This is a genomic window from Hufsiella arboris (assembly GCF_009834875.1).
In the GTDB taxonomy this organism is placed as follows: domain Bacteria; phylum Bacteroidota; class Bacteroidia; order Sphingobacteriales; family Sphingobacteriaceae; genus Hufsiella_A; species Hufsiella_A arboris.
This window is the reverse complement of record NZ_WVHT01000003.1, coordinates 345,123-366,535: the sequence shown is the minus strand read 5'-3', so window position 1 is coordinate 366,535 and position 21,413 is coordinate 345,123. Positions and strand designations below refer to the sequence as shown.

Annotated in this window: 9 protein-coding genes; 7 read left to right on the top strand and 2 right to left on the bottom strand. The window is 43.9% G+C overall.

The genetic code is table 11. From position 1 onward, the window contains the following. The first annotated feature begins 32 nt into the window (after window positions 1–32). The 5 genes from GS399_RS08505 to GS399_RS08485 all read left to right on the top strand — a co-directional run bounded on the left by GS399_RS08505 (window position 33) and on the right by GS399_RS08485 (window position 14,988). On the top strand, window positions 33–6,998 hold the full coding sequence (locus tag GS399_RS08505; protein ID WP_160844186.1) for a T9SS type B sorting domain-containing protein: 6,966 nt from the start codon (window positions 33–35) through the stop codon (window positions 6,996–6,998). Window positions 6,999–7,001: 3 nt separating this feature from the next. Continuing rightward, window positions 7,002–7,964, top strand: a complete 963-nt coding sequence (locus GS399_RS08500; protein ID WP_160844185.1) for a PorP/SprF family type IX secretion system membrane protein — start codon at window positions 7,002–7,004, stop codon at window positions 7,962–7,964. 141 nt (window positions 7,965–8,105) lie between these two features. Continuing rightward, a complete protein-coding gene (locus GS399_RS08495) occupies window positions 8,106–11,279 on the top strand; it encodes a TonB-dependent receptor (RefSeq protein WP_202409409.1) in 3,174 nt (1,057 codons plus the stop codon). A gap of 18 nt (window positions 11,280–11,297) precedes the next feature. Further along, window positions 11,298–12,656 (top strand): alkaline phosphatase family protein, encoded by a 1,359-nt coding sequence (locus GS399_RS08490; RefSeq protein WP_160844184.1) that lies wholly within the window; start codon window positions 11,298–11,300, stop codon window positions 12,654–12,656. 274 nt (window positions 12,657–12,930) lie between these two features. Continuing rightward, window positions 12,931–14,988: a CehA/McbA family metallohydrolase domain-containing protein gene (locus GS399_RS08485; protein WP_160844183.1), complete on the top strand. Its 2,058-nt coding sequence runs from the start codon at window positions 12,931–12,933 to the stop codon at window positions 14,986–14,988. Here GS399_RS08485 and GS399_RS08480 read toward each other — a convergent pair. Together GS399_RS08480 and GS399_RS08475 are read right to left on the bottom strand one after the other, a co-directional pair. Continuing rightward, window positions 14,985–15,803 carry a response regulator transcription factor gene (locus tag GS399_RS08480; protein ID WP_160844182.1) on the bottom strand — a complete coding sequence of 273 codons (819 nt, stop codon included), beginning with the start codon at window positions 15,801–15,803 and terminating at the stop codon, window positions 14,985–14,987. The two genes, GS399_RS08485 and GS399_RS08480, sit on opposite strands and share 4 nt — an antisense overlap. Beyond that, window positions 15,788–18,991 (bottom strand): ligand-binding sensor domain-containing protein, encoded by a 3,204-nt coding sequence (locus tag GS399_RS08475; protein WP_237487908.1) that lies wholly within the window; start codon window positions 18,989–18,991, stop codon window positions 15,788–15,790. Before GS399_RS08475 ends, GS399_RS08480 begins: the two co-directional genes overlap by 16 nt. A gap of 181 nt (window positions 18,992–19,172) precedes the next feature. Between GS399_RS08475 and GS399_RS08470 the strand changes: the two genes are divergently transcribed. Continuing rightward, window positions 19,173–20,327, top strand: a complete 1,155-nt coding sequence (locus tag GS399_RS08470; protein WP_160844180.1) for a cellulase family glycosylhydrolase — start codon at window positions 19,173–19,175, stop codon at window positions 20,325–20,327. A gap of 25 nt (window positions 20,328–20,352) precedes the next feature. Continuing rightward, entirely contained in the window at window positions 20,353–21,366 is a 1,014-nt protein-coding gene (locus tag GS399_RS08465) for a family 43 glycosylhydrolase (protein WP_160844179.1), read from the top strand. Window positions 21,367–21,413 lie beyond the last annotated feature (47 nt).

Genomic DNA, 21,413 nt, shown 5'->3' with positions numbered 1-21,413 from the left:
GCCGCCTTTACCGGCGATTTAAACCTAATATTATGGCAAGAACTTTACCCTCTGTTATTCAACAGTTAGCGTTTCGGAATTCCGGCAGTTACTTTCGGAATTTGCTGCTTGTATTAAGTTTCCTAGCATTTTTCAGCCAGTCGAAAGCGCAGAATTATAGTTATGACGCTGGTGGAAGCGATTACCAGGGCACGTTTTCCTTCGGTGATATGGCGAAGTACCCGGAGGACAAAGGCAGTACGAACTGGAAATGGGGGAAAACAACCGGACAAACTGTAAAAGGAGGGGTAAAGAGCAATAGTTTATCGTTCAGTGATGCTGTCAGCAACGACCAGGACAATGCTTCAAAGCTGGTAATACTCGGTCCTGGTTATAGTCAAACCTGGACACTATCAGTACACAAGGATGGCGACGGATGTACGTCGCCTGCTGTATACGGAAGCTGTGTTACCGAAAGTAAAAACTTTGATAACAGCTCCGGAGACATCAGCGTTACAACGGCAGCTTTAAAGAAACCCTTAAATCTGACTAGTGTAATCAACAGAGATGTAACGTACATCGATCTTGCCTGGCAGAAGGGGAGTAATGTTCCCGATAGCTATATTGAATATGGAATCTATCGCGACGGAACGTTGATAGGCACCGCTGTCGGAACAGCGAGGACATATCGCGACAACTCTCCGGTTACAAATACTACGCATACTTATACCGTAAAAACGCAGCTTAACGCCACGGGCCGCTCCAGTTGGGGTGACCAAAAATCCGATCCTTCGAATGCTGTGAACAACTTTGTATACTCAAATACTTTCACCGCTTCAGACGGAGAATACAATAAAGTTATTTTAACCTGGAGCGATCTTTCCAAGTTTGCAACAGATATCAAGGTTTTCAGGGACGGCGAGGAGCTTGCTGTATTAAACAAAACTTCCAAATCGTATTCCGATTTTGATGGTGTTCCGGGTAAGACTTACAAGTATTCGATTCTTCCGATCAACGGATCAGAGGTGTTCGTCGAAAAAGCAGATTCAGGATACAAAAAAGCCATTGGTAAAATTTCGGGCAACGTCCGCAGCAAGCAAAATTCCGGTGTATCTGGGGTAACGGTTACAGCGAATGGCACCGTTGAAGGAATATTAAGGACGTATACAACAACCACAGATGCAGCAGGTTACTACGAATTAAGAGAAATATATTTCGGAGCAAATGAAGCTTCCTTTACGGTGACGCCATCTTACTCGGATCATAAATTTAATCCCGATAAGCTGGTACGAAAGCTGGATATTAACAGCGCAACCGCGTCGGCAGTTGATTTTACGGATACCACTGCACTATCAATCAGCGGAAAAGTTTACTATCCGAATAATGCAGAAGTACCGGTTATATTGCCGGTTGAAGGAGCGGAGATCTTTGTGAACGGTAAAAGCTCGGGGATTAAAACGAAAGCGGATGGATCATACTCGGTTACAATTTATGATGCTGGCACTTACCTGGTAAAGACAAGATTTAAGAACCATCCGATTATTTTTAAAGGTGGCGGTACTGCCGACAGTGTGAAGTCGATCGTCATGAATTCGGCTGTAAACGGAATTGACTTTGAGGATCGCAAAACTGACACGCTGAATATCAAAATCCAGGCTGGTTGTAACGCACCAATCGGAGATAATATTCTGGTATCTCTCCGTGGTAAAAGAACTGGCTGGAATCCGAGTACTTCAGCAGCTGCGAACCTGAATAAAAGCTACACGATTTATGCGGACGGACAAACAAATAATCCGCCTTCTGGCGCGACCAACGGTATCAAGACGTTGGTATTGCCCGCTACGGATTTCGAGGTGGAGATCACCGGCATCTTCACCAACATCGGGCCTGACGACAATAAGCTGGAATATTTCAAAAAGAATTATGGCCCGCTGCAGGTTAATCTGGCGCAACGAGATACAACGACACTGAGTACATCAAAAACTGAAACTATTCATACACCGCCAAAAACGGTTACACTTCCTTCTGGTAGAATTGACACCATTGCTCCGGGAAAAGACACTACGATAACTAAGGTTACTACATCTAAAGCGTTGTTGCCGCATGAGCTGGCTTTCATCTATCACAAAGATCTTAAGCTCGATGTGAACGACGCAGATGTTTTTCAGTTGAAGGATTTCGGTCCGAAAAAGAAATACCTGGCCGCGCAAAACGACAACCCAATCCTGAATATTCGTTTATTTGAGCATTACGAGTACAAAGGCATTCAATACGATTGTCCGTTGGATAGCGGAACCGTGTATGTATACGATGCGGTGTCGGATAGAGGCGAAAGACAAGCGATAAAGATCGGCGTTGGCGGGTTGGTAAAGTATCAATTGAAAATCGGCAAGCCTGTTCTTGAGTCGCCGTATGAGAAGAAGCTTCAGCTTGTTGCGGTTGTTGGCGATAAATCTGTTTCAAAAGAGATCATCGTCGTTGTGGAAGGCGAGCGTCCGCGCAATTCAACTTTCCTTACCAAAACGCCCCAGATACCATTCTTTATTCTTCATGATCCGCCCGGAGACCTTTCGTCTGCTAAGATCAGCAAAGGAACAACATTCGCTACGTCGGTCAGCACACAATACCAGGTAGGCGGCGGTGCCGGCGCTTATGTCGATGCAAAAGTAGGTGCAGGAACGGATGTGCCTTTCATCGGAAAGATCGGCGCGGACGTTTATGTTGGTGCAAAGCTCGAGGCCGGACGTGACAATACTTCATCAAGCACAACAAATTTCACCTTTACGTTTAACGAGGATTTTTCAACCTCCGGAGAAGAAACTTTGGTGGGTGAAGACGGCGACCTGTATGTTGGAGCATCGCTGAATATGGAGTATGCTCTTACAGATGTATTAAAATACAATCCGGCTAAAAAAGACATGGATCGCGATACCTCCTTCGCTGCGGATTACACTGGCTTCAATTCCACTTATCTATATACCGAATACCATATTAAACATACACTCATTCCTCAACTGCAAACGATACTCGGTTTGTCAAAAAGTAAGTTTAACGATGCGCAACTTCAAAAGAAGAACGGTTCAACAAGTATCACAGATGCCACCCTTGTTCAGTTGAATAAAGAAATGCTCGAAAACCAGGCGAACCTTGAAGCATGGAACAAAGCGCTGGATGATAATGACAAAGCCCGGAAGAACCCGACGGTGCGAACGTTGCCGGATCAGATCAAAGGCGTTGTGGGTGGCAATATTTCATTCAGCGCCGGCGCTTTGTATGATAACACTTTAACCATTGACACGCTCACAGAAACGTCGACAGAATTTTCAGTGTACGTGAACACCGAGGCAAAGATCGGCCTTGGCATTCACGCAGGCGATTTCAACTCGCTTGAAGCCGGTGCACTGATGACTGTCCGGATGCTGGATACAAAAGGTTCCGGGTCATCTACACAAAATACCAAAACGGTTTCCTACCATATGGAGGATAATGACCTTGGCGATTTCTTTTCTGTCGGATTGTTTGAAGACCGCCGCTACGGAACCCCGATCTTCAAAACGGTGACTGGCTCATCAAGCTGTCCGCATGAAGATTATACCCAATATCGCCACCTGCCGGCCGTAACCATAAACGGTACAAATGAACAGCGGAATGTTCCCGCCGATCAATCTGCAAAGTTCAGTATTACGATTGCAAACCGTAGTGAAAGTGACGAAACAGTTGAGTATGCAGTTAAACTCGATCCGTTGAGCAATCCGAACGGCGCCCGCGTGCTGGTTGCCGGCCAGGACGCGGTAAACGGGCAAGCAACGTTCACCATCCCGACAGGAAAATCGTACAATCTGCCGGTAGAAGTTTTTCGCGGACCTTCGTCGAGCGTTTATGAAAATCTTTCTTTGGTGATGTTTTCAACCTGCGATAACACGCTGGATGACGTGATCGAAGGTAGCGGTGGTGTTGAAACCCATCCGCGGGTGAGTATAAACGCATATTTCCAGAATAAATGCAGCGAAGTAGATCTGTTCCGTCCCGGAAACAACTGGCTTGTAAATCAATCGAACAATGACGAATTGTACGTTGCTTTCAGCAAATACGATGCCTCTGCCGGATCTCCTCTAACTACTGTAAGCCTTGAATACAGGAAATTAAATACACTCTTTCTGAATTCTCAATGGCAAACTGTTGTAACCGTTCCAAAAAGTCAGCTCAATGAAAAGTATTATAACTATACATTCAATGTGAAAGGCCTTGATGACGGTGAATATGAACTGAGAGCGGTTGCAGTTTGTGCTGGCGTGGATGTGAATTATTCACCCGTCTACCGCGGCAAAATTGATCGGGTTTCAGCAGTGGCTTTCGGTCTTCCAAGTCCGAAAGACGGCATTTTACGAATTGGAGATTATATCGGTGTCGTGTTTAACAAGGACCTTTCCTGCGATGATAAAGTAAATCCCGTACTGGCAAAACTGACACGCAAAGATAACGGCAAGGAAATCCCGGCGACCTTGATTTGCAACGGAAAAAATATCGAGATCCGTACCGTGCCTGAAACGCTGATCAATGATTATGAAAACGTGGAACTTGTGGCCAGTCTTCAGAATCTTCGGGATAATACCGGCAACCTGATAACTGACACAATCAATTGGTCTTTCGTAGTGAACCGTAGCCCGGTTTATTGGGATCCGGCAAATGTTGCGATCAATTCGATCGAAAATGTGGGCGGATCATTCAGCGCGAAGATCAAAAACAAAACGGCGCTAAATCAATCGTTTTCGCTGGTTAAATATCCGCAATGGCTGAAGCCGACCGTAAAGAGCGGGAAAGTGCTGCCGTTTGGCGAGGTGAATATTGACTTTTCAATTGACAGGAGCCTTAACACTGCAATCTACACGGACACAGTGGTTGCTATGGTAAATAATAAACCGCAAAACCTATATGTTGAAGTGAGCGTACTGCGCACTCCGCCTGATTGGAAAGTTAACCCGGCGAACTTTCGCTATTCGATGAATATCACTTCCCAATTCAGCCGGAACGAAACGGATACGCTTATTTCAAAAGATTCACGCGATAAGATCGCTGTGTTTGTGGGCGAACAATGCCGTGGCGTGGCGCAGGTTGAATTTGATGAAACGCAGCAAAAATATGTCGCTTACGTAACGGCTTATTCAAACAATCCAAATGTCGAGCAACTGACTTTCCGTTTGTGGGACGCTTATCCCGGTGTTGAATATCAATCAAAAGAAAGGCTTGATTTTATCTCCGGAGGCATAGTCGGCGACGTTACCAATCCATACATTGCCCACGCGGAAGGAGTGATCCAAAGCATCATCCTCAAAAAAGGCTGGAACTGGGTATCGCTCAATTCAAAGAACCCGGATATGTCTGTAAAGAATGTATTGAAATCGCTTAAATCTACTCCCGGAGATGTAATTAAAACGCTGAGAAACAACGCTTATAGCCAGTATTCACAGAAAATGGGTTGGGTAGGAAATTTAGACAGCATCAGTCTGATCTCCAGTTATATGATCAGCGTGGCCCATGACGATACTCTTCGGGTATTGGGACAGCCACAGCAACAGCAGGTCCTGGTTCAGCTCAATAAAGGCTGGAATTGGATGGGTTACCCGATGAGCATGAACATCGATGTGAAAAGCTACTTCAAAAACTTTAAACCGGCCGATAAAGATGTCGTGATGAGCCAGGAAGAATTCTCTCAATACAACGCATCAACGCAAAGCTGGTCGGGAAGCCTGAAATACCTGCGTCCGGGTAAAGGCTACAGATTTTTAAGTAACAACGGAATAACGGTTCCGGCTTTTGCTCCGGCTGACAAAGAAAGCGAAAGTGATTTCATCCAGGCGCTAACAAATCCTGTTGCAGGAACGCCGGTCGAGGTGAACAATCCTCAAACTTCGGTAAGCAGCACTACAGATCCGAATGTAAAGGTTAACACGATAGACTTTAAAAATAACATGTCAGTCACCGCGGTAATTGTGCAGGATGGCAACCAGGTGAACGACCCGTCGAGATACGAAATAAGGGTTTATATCGAAGGCCAGGTTGTTTCTGTGGCACAGCTTACAAAAATGACAGATGGACAAGCGATCGCCTTTATTCCGGTTTATGGTAATGACGATCAGGATGGAAAGAATGTTGAGGTGAAGATATTCGACAAACAACAAAATAAGGTGTTTCCAATTACTATCGCCTCAGGGCAGGCAGGAAAGCATCAAATTATCGCTGGTGTAAAATCCGGGAACAAGATAATGGGTCCCGGCACTCCGGATCATATCAGTTCGGAAATAGTTCAGCAGCAGGATAAGATCGATGGAACGGTTGAACAGCCACGGATCTTCTATGTGGACGGTAGGGCTGATGTACAGGTTACTGCTTCAGTAAGCCGTGACCAGATCAATTTAGGCGATACCGTGGCCTTTACTTATAAACTTAAAAATAACGGTCCGGATGTGGCGCTGAATGTCCGGTTCGCCGATACTTTAACTACGGCTTTCGACTATGTGTCATCGGATCAAACCGGTCTGGTTTTCGAACCCACGAACCGGTCGTTTTCCTACACGCTTGCTTCCATGAATCCCGCTATTGAACAAGCCATTACAGTCAGGTTGAGGAGTAATAAAGTCGGTATTTTTCAATTAGGCAGGGGCATGGTGAGTTCAAACAATGATCCATCCCTGGCAAATAATTCCTTAATTCCTGTTCAGATATCGGTACTGGATAAGCGCGCCGACCTGGCCTCAAAGCTATTTATTCCGGGTTTATTCACACCAAACGGCGATGGCATCAATGACCAATTCGTGATCGGTGGTCTGAACGATTACTACAAATCGAATGTGCTGGTAATCTATAATAAAAGTTACAACAAAGTTTATTACAAGGTTAACTACCAGAACGACTGGTCAGGCGATCACCTGCCGATGGGCTCGTACGGATATATCCTGCGGGCAACCGGCAGCGATGGTGTAGAACATGTATTTAAGGGTTACATAACAATCGCATACTAAGTGATGAAAAGATTATTAAAATTAACTGCGGCGGGCACCGTGATGTGTTTGTTGCTATCCGGCAAGAGTTTTGCCCAGGCTGATCTTCTTGGGGGGCAGTACATTTTTAGCAAGGTTTATGTCAACCCATCGTTTGTGGGAACGGACGGCCGCTTAAACGCGAATGCCTATTACCAAATGAATGAATCCGGGCAGGCATCGAATTCATATACGATTTCGACTGATGTGGACGGTTTGTTCGCCAATAATAAATCAGGCTGGGGCCTTAATCTTACGCGCAGCCGGTTCGGTAATGACAGTTATACCGTTGCTTATGCTAATTATGCATATCACGTAGATCTTTCGTCTGATCTTAAAATGTCGTCAGGCGTGGGAATTGGTTTTCAGCAATTCGATATTTCGATGGTGCAGTTACAAACCGTTACGGAAAATGATCCGGCAGCAATGAACAATGTTTACAGCTCTAAACTCGATGCAAGAGCGGGTATCAGGTTAGAGTACTCTTCGAAGTTTTACGGGGGGTTATCATTTGACAACCTGATATCGGTGTACAGCAATAAAGAGGATTATCAATACCAGGTTCCCCCAATGTTTCGGAAAATAAATATGTACGCTCTGCTGGGAGCCAACCTTGAATATTCAAATGGCTTCGGGTTTCAGCCGTCTTTTCTTTTTATAAAAACATTCGGTGGTAATACCGCCTTCGAGCTGAATGCAATGCTCGAAATGGCAAAGACGATAACTTTTGGCATCGCTTTCAGGCAGGATATTATTGATTTGAAAAGTACCAATACAAGCGACGATCATTCGACACAGTCAATTATTCGTCCGCTTATTCAATATAACGTGAGCAAAACGAACAGTTTGAAATTCGGTTATTGCTACAGTTTTAACACCGGGCGTCCTACTGGCGTTGGCAAAGGCAGTCACGATTTATCCGTTGTATTCAATCTGCCGGTGAAATAGAATTGAACAATAAGATCGGAACACTTAATTTAATACCTCCTTAATGAAAATATAACCCTGCACAGCTCAAATGTTAACACGGATTTAAAGGCACGATAACATGCCTCCTTCACTTTTGCCTGCAATCAAACTGCAGTCAAAATGTTAGTCAACAAGGGTAATCTTTTAAAGAAATTAAGCATCCTGAGCACGGTAATGTGCTTCATTGCGATCCAATGCCTGGGGCAGGCCAACCTGGCCGGCGTTACAGGTAAAGTAACAGGTCCGGATGGTGCAGCTTTAAGCCGTGCCTCGGTAACTGTCAAAAACGAATCTACGGGTTTCGTTGCCAAAGGAGTTACAAATGAAAAAGGTGAATTCCTTTTAAAGGAATTACCGCTTGGATCACCTTACTCGGTGACCATCGACATGGTTGGGATGGCCAGCCAGAAGCAAACCGGATTTGCCTTAAACCAGGGCGAACTTTTGCAGGTAAGTTTCAAAATGCAGGAGCGGACGCAGGAACTTCAGGCCGTTGTGGTTTCCGCTGGATCGCTGCGTAATAAGGTTGAGAACATTGGCGCCTCAACCGCGATCACGGCAAAGGATATTGCCAAGCTTCCGGTTAACGGCCGGAACTTTAACTCGCTTACGGACCTTTCACCGCTGAGCGCGGGCCAAAGCCTTTCCGGTCAGTTGGCTTCGGCGACGAACTACACCATTGATGGCATGGCCGCTCGCGGAACGATATCCGGCGGTTTGCCTACGGGCGCATACTCCATCTCCATGGAAGCAGTTCGCGAGTTCCAGGTAGTAACCAACCAGTACGATGTTACTTATGGAAATGCAGGTGGCGGAACGGTAAGTACTGTTACCCGGTCGGGAACAAACACACTGTCGGGAAGCGCCTTTACATATATGCGTACAAACTGGCTTTCGAGTCCATATGGATTGAACGGACAGAAGCGTAATCAGCAATTCTCAACTTACCAGTACGGATTCTCGCTCGGCGGGCCGATCATCAAAGATAAAGCGCACTTCTTCATTGCCTGGGATCACCAGGCCGATTCGCGTCCGTTGTATATTGCCAACATTCAATCTCCGGCTGACGAAAAGCGTTATAACGTAACACAGTCTACGCTGGATAATTATCTCGCAATTGCACGTGGTAAATACGGCGTTGCCAGTTCACCGCAGGTAGGCCAGTTTGACCGGTTTAAAAATACCCATGCCGGGTTTGCACGTATCGACTGGCAGTTAGGACAAAAAAGCTTGTTGACCATTCGTGATAATTTTATCTACGATATGGACAACCAGTCGGATGGAGACAATACCGCAATTAATATCTACGAAGTGTACAGCAGCCGGAAAAGTATGAACAACAGTGTTCTTGCTTCGCTTCGTACATCGATCAATTCAAATCTCACAAATGAATTAAAACTTCAGCATTATTGGGAATACAATAAACTTTTCGCAAACGACCAGCTTCCTGCCAGCAACATTCCAAGAGCTATTGTTCAGAATATTTCTTCAACAGCGGCAGACGGCAGCACTTATACAACCGCAATTCAACTCGGCGGACAGCGATACGGAAATGACTATTTCAACAACAACGTTATCCAGTTAACGGATAATGTTTACTGGAACACCGGAAAGTATAATTTCACCTTTGGTGGGGGATTGACATTCACAAACCAGAATTCAATCTACGGAAGTGAAACCAACGGTCGTTACTACTTCACGGGCCTTGAAAATTTCAACAATCTTTCGGCATATCGCTTTGCGAGAGATATCTATTTGACGAATGATTGGAATATTAAATTCAATATCCTAGCACCAAACGTTTACGGGCAGGTTCAAACGGCATTGTTTCCGGGTTTCGATGTTACAGCCGGCGTCCGTGTGGATTACACCGATTACCTCGATCAGGCTAACTTTAACGAAGCTGTCAATCGCACGCTCGGCCTGAATACTTCCAATAAACTCGCTACTTTACAGGTTCAGCCCCGCATTCAGGCAACATGGGATCTGAAACAAAACGGAAAGGACATCATACGTGTTGGTGGTGGAATTCTTGGGTCAGCGCTGAACCCATATTCGATGATCAACAACATGTTGTTCGATGGTTCGCACATTCTGAGTGTAGATGTGACCGGTAACCTTGTTCCGGCTCCAAACTTTCCTTCCTACAGGCAGGATCCTTCGACGGCTCCCGGCATCGACCTGATCAACAACCAGGAGATTCCGAAAATGGCTACTATTAACATGAACGGAAAGGACGCGAAAGTGCCCACAGTTTATAAAGCCAATGCCTCGTACTCTCATTTCTTTACACCGAATTTCCGGATGAGTGTTAATGGATACCTGACTTTAGGCCGTAACAATTATACCTACCTGGACAGGAATATGGTGGATGAACCTTATTTCCGTATCGCTGCTGAAGACAATCGCGGCGTTTACGTTCCTGCTTCGACGATTAATACAAGCAATGGTTCTGCCGACTGGACAAAAGGTCGTAAAACCACGGAAGTTGGGCGTGTTCTGCAACTGGAAAGCAGCGGGAAAGTAAATCAGATGGCTTTTGTGATCGATGGAGATTACCGTTACTATAAAGATGGCGAAATAGCGGTTTCCTATACTTTGAATCAATCAAAAGATAATACCTCGTACAATGGTAACGTAGCCAATACAGCTACATTGGTTCAGTATGTCAAAGATGATCCGCGTAATCTTGGCGGCTTATCCTACTCGGATAATCAATTCAAAAATAAGATCGTTGTGTATGGAACGGCGCCAACCTTTTGGGGAATCAGTGCGGGCTTGCGCTTTTCCGGAATCAGCGGCACACGCTATTCGCTTTTTGTAAATGGCAATATGAACGGGGATTTTGTAGCAACTAATGATTTAGCTTACGTCTATGATCCAAACAGTGCATCGACACCGCAATACTTAAAAGATGGTATCAATGCAATTCTGAACAACGAAAACGTTGAAAAGGGTATGAAAGATTACATCCGCAGAAGCTATGGAAAAATCGCCGAACGGAACGGGGGTGAGAATCCTTTTTACGGTGTATTCGATCTTCGCTTGATGAAAAAAGTACATACTTACAAAAAGCAGTACGTAGAGATTTCGGCAGACCTTTTTAACGTTGCCAACCTGCTTAATAAATCATGGGGCGTTAACCATAACCTCGGCGCGACCAGCATCTACACGATCAAGGGATTCGACCCGGCAACCAATAATTACAAATACGCGGTAAATACCAATGCCGGTGTGTCATCGTTGAGCGGAAATCCTTATCAAGTGCAGCTCGGCCTGCGTTATGGCTTTTAATATTTTCACTGTTTACAAATGAAAAAAATCACTCATTTACTTTTTGCACTTAGTTTCCTGTTATTAATCAACATAGATTCTTCGGCCCAGAATGCGCCTGCTCAGCATGTAATACTTGTTACTATTGATGGATTTCGCCCGGAGTTTTACCTGGACAGTACTTACGGCATGCCTACCGTGAGGCAACTTATGAAAAATGGTGTTGCTGCCGAAGGCCTGAACCCTGTTTTTCCGTCGGTTACTTATCCAGACCATACGACGATGGTGACTGGTGTAACGCCGGCAAAACACGGAATTTATTACAATACACCATTCGAACCGGAAGGAGCTACCGGGAAATGGCTGTGGGATTACAAGCTGATCAAAGTGCCGACGCTTTGGGATGCCATGCATAAAGCCGGACGCAAAACTGCCTGCGTTCGCTGGCCGGTCACGTTTCAGGCACCAATCGATTACCGTATTCCTGAATACTGGAACTACAAGGATATGTCGGATTCACGGCCATATACTGCAGCAGCAACAGCGCCTGCAGGTTTATGGGAAGAAATTCAAAAGAATGCTACCGGCGTGCTGCAAGCCGACGATCTTGCCGCCGAGCATGATGAGCTGGTTCAGGACGAGAACGTAGCAAGGATTGCAGGTTACCTGATCAGGACTTACAAACCGGGATTTACAGCGCTGCACCTTGCTTGCACTGATCATTATGAACATCAGGACGGCCGTGAATCATACATGGTTCGGGCATCTGTAGCCGGTGCAGACAGGTGCATCAAAACACTTGTCGAATCGGTTAATCGGGCAGGTATTGCCGATAGTACATTAATTGTGATTTTAGGAGATCATGGCTTTGAAAATATTTACCGTTCATTCAATCCTAATTATTTGCTAAAGGAAAATGGCTTAATCAACGACGTAAAAACCGGTGATTGGAAAGCGCAGTTTCACAGCTCAGGCGGATCGTCGTTTTTACATTTGAAAGACCCGAACGACAAACAGACTCTTGAAAAAGTAAAGCTTATACTTGAAAATTGTCCTGATTCGGTTAAGCGCTATTTCGCGATTATTGATAAAAATAAGATGACTGCAATTGGGGCTGATCCTAATAGTCCACTGGCCTTAACCGGGATAAACGGAACAACCTTTGGTAGCAAAACGAATAAGATTATTGAAACATTTGACAAGGTAAAAGGCACCCATGGGTTTTTTCCTGATCACAAGCAAATTCAAACAGGATTTGTCGCATTTGGTCCGGGTTTAAAGAAGGGTGCTGTGGCTGAAAAACTGGATATGATAGATGTGGCGCCGTTGATTGTAAAACTTTCAGGAATCGATCTGCCAGGTATGCAGGGAAGGTTACATACTGAACTTTTGGAATAATCAGGCAGGTAAGTCTATAGCTGCTTAAAACCTTTTTAAGTAGCAAAAAACGTCCCGTTGTTTTTAAAAAAACGACGGGACGTTTTGGTTAAAACGACGGGTCGTTTTAAAAAAATAACTCGTCATTTATATTGACCGGCCCCCATCAACATTCGCTTATTCGTCTCATTCATTAATACAATCTTCTCTAATTGGTTGATTTGCATTTGCAGAGTTGTAAAGCTTGGTTAAAAAATAGATTTTTAAATCACCATTATAGCCAAGCACCTATTTTATGAAAGAAAGCGTCATCTGCCTGTTTCTGTTTATTTCGTCAATTACGTTTGCACAAGTTAAAAAGCAGGATGCACAGGCCGATAAACAGAACCAATCGTCAGTCATCTATCAAAATAAACTAATTCATATAAAATGGCCTTGCGGTCAAGGTAAAATCGGGGAGATCGACCTTGATCTGTTAAATGGAAATCCTCTTTTAAAAGAAATAGCCATTTCTGCCGGCAAGCAGCGAACTGTAATTTCAAAATCACTTGACCCCGTTTTTATTCTTTCAGTGGGTAAACGGGACCTGATCTCTCAAAATGGCTGGAATATATTCTTCGACAAGGTCCCTTTAAAGCCGCATCAATCTTATAAAATCAATTTTAATAAAGGAACAACAAAGGTTAACAAACACGGCAGCCGGACGACTGTAACTATTGCCGGCATGAGTGCTCCGGGGTTTACAGGCGAGCTGGAACTTACCGTTTATAATGGAAGCCCTTTGTTTAATGTCGCCGCGGTTGTAACTACTCAGGTCGATTCGACAGCAATTTTGTATGATGCGGGCGTCGTCAGCAAATCAAAGGACTGGAAAAAGATCAGCTGGGTTAAAACATCAGATTCTGATACGTCAGTGGCGGTAAACAGTGCCGACACAGCGCAAAATCAGGCAGTAAAATATCGGGCGATTACTGCCAGCAGCACTGCCGGTTCGCTGGCAATCTTTCCGGCGCCTCATCAATATTTTTATCCGCTTGACGAAGCTTTTAATTTGAAATTTACCTGGTTTGGCAGCCAGTATAGGAAGATGGTCGATGGTTATGCAATCGGAATCCGCCAGGATTTAAACGGTGATCATCGCTTTGTGCCATGGTTCAACGCGCCTCCAAAAACTAAGCAGCGACTTGGATTTTTCTGCTTGTTAAGCGACAAAGATGCTGTGGATGGGCTAACGCAGGTAAAGAAATTGACGCATAATGATTCTTACAAAAAACTGGATGGCTACAAAACGATGGCCAGCCATTTTCATAATGAATTTATCATGAAAGTTGTCAGGGCAGGAAAACCGGTCCCTCAAGTACCAAGCTTTATTAACGTATTTAAAAACAGCGGAATTGATATAGTTCATTTGGCGGAATTTCATTATACCGCTCATCCGAAAGGGCCGGACAGTCTGAGGCTATCGGAATTGAAGGATCTTTTTGAACAATGCCGGCGGCTTTCGGACAACGAATTTTTACTGTTACCAGGAGAAGAACCCAACGAATTTTTTGGTGGCCATTGGCTGGATATATTTCCCAAGCCGGTTTATTGGGTCATGTCCAGGCCGTCATCGGTTCCATTTGTTCAGGAGATGCCGGGCTTTGGGAAAGTATATCATATCGGCGATAAAGAAGACATGCTGAAATTGCTTGAAGCTGAAAATGGCCTTGCATGGACTGCACATCCGCGCACCAAGGGATCTACCGGCTTTCCTGATACGTATAAAGATGAACCGTTTTTTAAATCTCAGCATTTCCTGGGCGCTGCCTGGAAGGCCTTGCCTGCTGATCTTTCACAACCGCGCCTCGGAAAACGGGCGTTGGATCTACTTGATGATATGAATAACTGGGGATACAAAAAGCACATGATATCCGAAGCGGATCTATTTACCATAGAGCCGGAAAATGAAATGTACGCGCATTTGAACATCAATTATCTGAAGCTGGACCGTTTGCCTAAATATAATGAAAGCTGGCAGCCAATTCTGGACGTTATGAAAACCGGCAAGTTTTTCTCAACGACAGGAGAGATACTAATTCCGGATTTTACGGTAAGTAAAATATCCGCGACCGGAATAGCAAAGGTCGACCTTCAAATTGACTGGACTTTCCCGTTAAATTTTGCCGAAATAATTTCCGGCGATGGAGTAAAAGTTTACCGTGAAAAGATCGACTTGAGTGATACCCGCGCATTCGGTAAGCAAACCTTCCATTACAATTTGAATTTGAAAGGGCGAAAATGGGCGAGAGTCGAAGTTTGGGACGTTGCAGCTAACGGAGCATTCAGCCAAACAATTTTTATCGGTAATTAATGTTTCTCTGCTTGTTTCTGGTTCATATAATCAGATGGCGACATTCCGAACTGCTTTAAAAAATTTCGGCCGAAATGCGTCTGCGAACTGTAGCCAACCATGTCGGATATTTCATAAATTTTCATCGTTCCCTCGTTCAGTAGCTCGGCAGCCTTTTTAAGCCTGGCCAGGTTAATAAGTTCGTTCGGTGTAAGGTCAGAAATTGATTTGATTTTGCGATACAAAGTCGGCCGGCTCATATTCATAGCGTCAGCCAAATGTTCAACATCGAGTTCGATATTCGAAAGATTTTTATGAATCGAGTCGTTCAGTTTTTCCAGAAAGGTTTCATCTGATTTAGAATATGCGATGCTTTTTATATGCACCAACGGCGAATTGGCAAAATATTGCTTGATCTTGTCGCGGTTTTTCAACAGGCAGGATACCTGGACCTGCAGGTATTCGGGCGAAAAAGGTTTTTCGATATACGCATCAGCACCTAATTCCAAGCCTTCAATTTTAGATTGCAAAGTATTTTTCGCCGTCAGCAAAATAACCGGGATGTGGCTTAGTTCAAAGCTCGATTTAATTGTTTCACACAGCTCAAAGCCGTCCATTTCAGGCATCATTACATCACTGATAACAAGATGGGCGATTTGATTGTGTAAAATTTCCAGCGCTTCTTTTCCGTCATGTGCCGTAATGACCGTGTATTTTTCACTAAGGTCATCTGAAACAAATTCCAAAATCTCTTCATTGTCGTCCACGAGAAGGACAACCGGTTTTTCGCTCTCAGGAGGGGTGTCTTTTAGCGAAACACTTAATGTTTTTTCCATGTTCCTTTTAGGTTAAATTCGATTAGTTGGTGTATTGGTAGTTTAAGTTCAAATATATTAAATCCACCTGCAGATTTTATGAGCTCGAGCGAGCCTTTATGCAATTCTGCTAATGAACGAGAAATAGAAAGGCCGATTCCGGTACCTTTTTTCTTCTCTGTTTCTTTTGCCCGGAAAAAAGGCTCGAATATTTTTTTGTGAAGTTCAAGCGGAATTAGCTTACCATCGCTCCACACTTGAATGCTGAAAAATTCACTTTTACTTTGAGCCGCGAGCAATTTCAGGATAACATGGCTTTTACCGTACTTTAATCCATTATCAAGCAGGTTGCTGATGATTTTGGTAAAAGCTTCGGTATCTATATAAGCCAATAAATTCTTTTGCGGAAGCTCTATTTCGTAACGAATCTCTTTTTCTTCGGCGGCCGCCTGGAAGCCTATCCATACGTCTTGCAACAAATCTGTAATCGAGGCTTTAACGAAATTCAAAGAATACCCGTTCGCCTCTGTCTTTCTAAAATCAAGTAACTGATTGGTTAATGTTAACAGCCGGTCAGTGTTTTTATCCATGATCAGCAGATTTTTCTGGATCGCCGGATTTTCGTCGGCATGCTTAATAACCTTTTCCATAGGCCCCTTGATCAGTGTTAGCGGCGTACGTATTTCATGCGCTACGTTGGTGAAAAATTCGATCTTGGCCTGGTAAATTTCCTTTTCTTTTTTATTCTCGAAAATCTCCATCAACCGTTTGTTCTTTACAATTTGCCGCTTATGGTAACTGACTATGAGATACCAGATTAAGCTTATGAACAGGATAGTATATAAAACATAAGCTAATTTGCTTTCCCAGATCGGCGGTAAAACTTTTATCAGCAGCGTTGGATTCTTTGTACTCCAGCTATTACTTCCATACATCAACGCCTTTACTTCAAAAACATATTCGCCGGCAGCCAGCTTGGTGAAATAAACCTTTCGGTTAGTATTCAAATAGGACCAGTCTTTATATAGGCCCGACATTCTGTATGCGTATTCATTCATGTCTGGAGCGATGAAACTCAGCGCGGCAAAGTCGATGCTAAAAGTTGATTGGTTGTAATCCAATACAATTGTGTCGGTTAGTGCAATTGATTTTTTAAGGGGTGAATCTTTTTCGATAGGAAGGTCTGCATTGTTAACCTGGAAGCCGGTAAAGAATACAGGTGGCTTTGCTTCGGTTTCCCGTAGCTGTTTGGGATCGAAGCTGATCATTCCTTTCACGCTTCCGAAATACAGCCGGCCAGCAGCGTCTTTGTATGACGAGTTATAGTTAAACTGATCTGTCAGCAGGCCGTTTGCACGGCGGTAAGTTTTTGTTTTTTCGCTTTTCGGGTCGAATTTAATGAGTCCGCGTGTGCTGCTGATCCATAATTTTTTGTCTGAATCTTCCTGAATTTTAAAAAGCAGGTTACTTGGTAAGCCGTTTTTTATCGTATAAATTTTAAACGTTTTCGAAGCCGGATTAAATAAATCAAGGCCGCCGCCGTCGGTTGTCAGCCAGATGCGTTTTTCACTGTCTTCAAAAATGCTGTTTACGTTATAATTGCTTACGCCATCGGTTTTTCCTGGCTCATATCCGTAATGACTGGGTTTTGGATCGGACAGTTTAAAGGTAAAAGCGCCATATCCGAATGTGCCAGTCCAAATAGTGCCGCCCGAGTCTTCCAGAATAGAGTGATAGAAGACAAAGGGCAAGTTGGGAATAGCGGAAAATGAATCGGTTTTGGGATTATATTTAAACAAGCCAGCGCTTGTGCCGGTGAGAATCGTCCCGTCGCGCGTTTTGTAAAACGTCAGGAAAAAGTTAGAATGGAAGGCCGGTTGATTATCGGTTGAGTAATGCTTGATAACTTTTCCGGTGTTAATGTCCATGATGTCGAGCCCATGTTCAAATGTTCCGATCCAAAGTTTGTCGCCATCGGCCATCAACGCGTGGATGTTTGAATACGAAATGCTTTCTTTGCTGCCATCCGGTAGAAATTGTGTAATAAGGCCGGTTTTTGCGTCCAGCTTATTTAGGCCGGCATCCTCGGTGCCAATCCATAAATTTCCATACTTATCCTGGCAAATTTCTCTTACATCATTTCCGCTTATTGAATTTGCGCCAATCCGTGGAAAATATTTCGAAAATACCGAGTAATTGTCCGAATAGTAGCAAACACCTCCGAAATAGGTTCCGGCCCAAATGCCCCCTTCACGATCTGCATACAGTGAATAAACAGCATTATCTGATATCGAATAGGGATCGTTACTTTGTTTTGTCAGGTTAGTAACTTGACCCGTAGATTCATTGTAGATATAAATCCCGGATTCCGAACCTATCCAAAACTCATGATTGGAAAAACGGTGTATATCGCGAACGTAAATTTTCGATTTGCTTGTATTGTATGTTACGATGTTTTTGACGGAGCCATTTCGGGGATTAAACAACTTTACGCCCTGGCTTTGTGTGCCGATTAAAAAATCACCAGTTTCAGTTTCAGTTATTTCAGAAACAAGTTTTGCGTCGCTTATATCCAAATCTTGGAAGATGTCGTAAACTTTACTGGTCTTTTTTTGCGGATTAAAGTTGAGAATATGTCCGGAAACGGAACCAACCCAAAATTTATTATCGCTGGAAAGGCAGAAAGAGGTAACCGCATAAAAGGGTTTGAATTCATACTTGGTCAGAATATGCGAATCTATTTCATATCTGTAAATATGGTAATCGCATATAATCCAAAGATTGCCGGCGTTATCTGCATGAATCTCACTGATCGACATCCGGGATGTAGCCTTTACAAGACTGAAGTTTTCTTTAGCAGGATTGTAAATATACAGGCCGTTAAATGTGCCTACCCAAAGTCGTTTCTTTTTGTCTGAATATAGGCTGTAGATCGGACCCTCACTTAAGCTCCCTGGCTTTTCAGAATCGTACCGGAATGTCTTAAACGAATAGCCATCAAAGCGGTTTAAGCCATCCTTGGTGCCAAACCACATAAATCCGTCAGAATCCTGCATACTACAGAATACGGTGTTATGTGATAAGCCATTTTCTACCTGGTACCTTCTAAAGTAGTATGGTTGAGAAAAGACTTTTTCGCCAATAAAAAAAGATAATAAGAAAAACAGGGTGAAAATATTTTTCAATAACAAGTTAATTGGTTGTTTCAAATATAGGTGATAACGGTATTAGCTGCTGTTCCGTTATTTGAAAGTTGAGAAGAATTGAAGAAAAATTGATACAAATGAATAGAGTTAAGTAATTCACTTAATTTCATATTTGAAACGGGCACAAAAGTGCCAGCCATGTTAACCAACTACTAGTTTAATTTAAGGACCTAAGTCGATTTAAATGAAAAAGAAATACTTTTCAGGGGTAATTTTAACATTATTCATTGCTATTACGGCTTGCAGGCAGTCGTCTGTTAATAACCAGGCGACGAATACCGAACGTGTTGTTTGGACGCCTCAACAGGCAACCAGCTGGTATTCAAAACAACCGTGGCTTATCGGGGCAAACTTTATTCCCAGTACCGCGATAAATCAGCTTGAAATGTGGCAGGCTGATTCTTTCGATACGCTTACCATCGATAAAGAGCTCGGGTACGCTGAAAAAATAGGAATGAACACAATGCGTGTCTTTCTTCACGATCTCGCATTTGAGCAAGATTCAACCGGCTTTTATAACAGGGTTGATGTGTTCCTTTCCCTGGCCGACCGGCATCACATAAAACCTTTACTTGTTATTTTCGATTCATGCTGGGATCCATTCCCTAAAACGGGTAAACAGCGCCAACCCAAGCCTTTTGTCCACAATTCAGGGTGGGTGCAGAGCCCCGGACAAAATGCGCTAAAAGATTCGACGCAATATCCCAGGTTAGAAAATTACGTTAAAAGGATTGTTGCAAAGTTCTCGCAGGACAAAAGAGTATTGGGGTGGGACGTGTGGAACGAGCCTGATAACATGACTGGTGCATCTTATGAAAAAGTTGAACTGCCTAATAAAGTTGATTTGGTAATCCCTCTGCTTAGAAAAACATTTCAATGGGCACGATCTTCCAATCCTAGTCAGCCGCTTACATCGGGTATTTGGGCCGGCGACTGGTCAGATACATCCAGGCTGAAGCCAATTGAAAAACTTCAGATTCACGAATCAGACGTCGTGTCTTTTCACAATTATGATCACCCCGAAGATTTTGAAAAGCGAATTGTGCAGCTGGAGAAATACGGAAAACCGCTGTTGTGTACCGAATACATGGCCCGCCCAAATGGAAGCACTTTCCAGGGGTTTCTTCCGATTGCCGCAAAATACCATGTAGCCATGTATAACTGGGGCTTTGTAAACGGAAAAACACAAACGATATTCCCCTGGGACAGCTGGACAAAAACCTATACCGCCGAACCGCCGCTTTGGTTCCATGATATATTTCAAAAAGACGGATCTCCTTATAAAAAGGAAGAGACGGCATTTATAACTCAAATAACATCGCAAGTAAACAAGAAATAATAGGCGCTATTCAACAACATGACCTATGAAATTGAAAAGTTCTACCATATTGCTGCTGGGGTTGTTGTGCGCCTTTTGTTCGAAAGCGCAAGAGCATAAAGCAGCGTCACCGTTGTTCAGAGACCCTATTTATGACGGGGCAGCTGACCCGGTAGTTGTATATAACCAGCAGGAAAAGAGCTGGTGGATGATGTATACCCAACGCCGTGCAAATGTTCAGTCGGACGATGTTGCTTTCTGTTACGGCACGAAAATAGGCGTCGCTGTTTCAAAAGACAACGGGCAAAGTTTTGTTTATAAAGGTGCATTAGAACTCGAATTTGAGACAGGTCAAAATACCTTTTGGGCGCCGGAAGTAATTTACGATAACGGAACTTACCACATGTTCGTGGCATACATCGAGGGAGTAAGAAATCACTGGGGCGGGCAGGCACATATTATTCATTATACCAGCAAAGATCTTTGGAAATGGATTTATAAGGGCCGGCTGAAACTTTCGTCGGATGATGTAATTGACGCGACCGTTTGCAAACTTCCGCATGGCAAGTGGCATATCTGGTATAAAGACAGTACAAGAGGCAGTATAACGATGACGGCCGAAAGCGCGGATCTGACAAACTGGGTGCTTCAAAAGGAGCCTGCCATTGCAGGCAATCCGCATGAGGGGCCAAAAGTTTTCTTTTTCAATGATTGGTACTGGATGATCACTGATGAGTGGAAAGGCCAGCGTGTTTACCGCTCAAAAGATGCAAAAAATTGGGTAAAGCAAGGAATGGTTCTTGACGTACCGGGGCACAGACCCGAAGATACTCCAACCGGCGCGCATGCAGATGTGGTTGTAACCGGAAATAAAGCTTACATATTTTACTTTACCCATCCCGGACGAAAAGTTCATTCGGAAGGTGAGCTGGATGCGGATCACACCTATTCGTATTCCAATAAACGAACATCCATTCACGTCGCAGAACTGGAGTTCAAAAACGGCACTTTGGTGTGCGATCGCGACAAACCGTTCGATTTTTGGCTCGCCAGCGGCTAACTGCTCATTTTGAGACTTTTTGAAGAAAGATTGATACAATATGGATT

Bases quoted from the DNA above. Each gene is read 5' to 3' on its own strand.
- GS399_RS08495 (WP_202409409.1), top strand. From the start codon at position 8,106: ATGTTAGTCAACAAGGGTAATCTTTTAAAGAAATTAAGCATCCTGAGC.
- GS399_RS08470 (WP_160844180.1), top strand. From the start codon at position 19,173: ATGAAAAAGAAATACTTTTCAGGGGTAATTTTAACATTATTCATTGCT.
- GS399_RS08505 (WP_160844186.1), top strand. From the start codon at position 33: ATGGCAAGAACTTTACCCTCTGTTATTCAACAGTTAGCGTTTCGGAAT.
- GS399_RS08485 (WP_160844183.1), top strand. From the start codon at position 12,931: ATGAAAGAAAGCGTCATCTGCCTGTTTCTGTTTATTTCGTCAATTACG.
- GS399_RS08500 (WP_160844185.1), top strand. From the start codon at position 7,002: ATGAAAAGATTATTAAAATTAACTGCGGCGGGCACCGTGATGTGTTTG.
- GS399_RS08490 (WP_160844184.1), top strand. From the start codon at position 11,298: ATGAAAAAAATCACTCATTTACTTTTTGCACTTAGTTTCCTGTTATTA.
- GS399_RS08480 (WP_160844182.1), bottom strand. From the start codon at position 15,803: ATGGAAAAAACATTAAGTGTTTCGCTAAAAGACACCCCTCCTGAGAGC.
- GS399_RS08465 (WP_160844179.1), top strand. From the start codon at position 20,353: ATGAAATTGAAAAGTTCTACCATATTGCTGCTGGGGTTGTTGTGCGCC.